Below are 957 nucleotides of genomic sequence, written 5' to 3'. Positions count from 1 at the left end.
TGTGGAGCCTCAACAGGTTGTCCTCGGTTAGAGCGAGGCGACTGATAGGTGTTTTGGACTTTAGGCTCCCGTGGGGACGGTGCCAATTGTATCTGTGCAGCCAGACCGGCAACTCTGCGGCGCGGTGATCTGAAGTCGGATAAGCGATGGCATAAGCCCATTCGCGCAGTGCTGTCTGGATGAAGCGCTCGGCCTTGCCATTGGTCTTGGGTGTATAGGGTCTTGTCCTGACGTGCTTGAGGCCGAGATCGCGGCAGGCCTTGGCGAAGGCCTTTGATCTGTAGCAGGAGCCGTTGTCGGTCATGACGCGGGCTATCGTGACGCCGAGGCTGGCGTAGTAGGCCACCGCCGCCTTGAGGAAGGCGATGGCGCTTTCTTTTTTCTCGTCGGGCAGGATCTGCGAGAAGGCGATGCGGGAGGCGTCGTCGATGCAGACATGGACGAACTCCCAACTGCTGCCGCGCGAGCTGGCATTGCCGGTGCGCTTGCCGGTAATGCGATGACCGATGCGCTCGAAACGACCGAGCTTCTTGATATCGATATGGATCATCTCGCCAGGATGCTCGCGCTCGTAGCGTCGGATCGGCTCGGCCGGTTCGATATCCCGCAACCGCGACAGTCCGGCACGCTTGAGAACCCGGCTAACGGTGGCGGGCGAGACGCCGACCTCATGGGCGATGTGCTTGCCGGTCCAACGTTGCCGCCGCAGCGCCATGATGCGCTCGGCGATCAACGCAGCGGTGGCCTGCGGCATATTGGCGGGCCGCGAGGAACGGTCGATCATGCCGGCCCGCCCTTCGGACTTGTAGCGCTCGACCCAGCGCGCCACGATCTTGGCCGACACGCCGTAGACACGCGCCGCATGGGCTTTGGAGAAAGCGCCTTCTATCACCGACAGCGCCATCTCCTCTCGACGCAGCGGTGTGAGACGGGCATTCTTATGGATGTTCATTCGGA

Annotated in this window: 1 protein-coding gene; it reads right to left on the bottom strand. The window is 62.1% G+C overall.

The features are described 5' to 3' along the window. Window positions 1–952: IS481 family transposase (locus tag EN804_RS34490; protein ID WP_128276542.1), on the bottom strand; the 952-nt coding region annotated here is incomplete at its 3' end. Window positions 953–957 lie beyond the last annotated feature (5 nt).

Origin of the sequence: Mesorhizobium sp. M8A.F.Ca.ET.161.01.1.1 (genome assembly GCF_004792105.1) — a bacterium.
Taxonomy (GTDB): domain Bacteria; phylum Pseudomonadota; class Alphaproteobacteria; order Rhizobiales; family Rhizobiaceae; genus Mesorhizobium.
The sequence above is the reverse complement of the archived record's forward strand: the minus strand, read 5'-3'. Positions and strand labels throughout refer to the sequence as shown.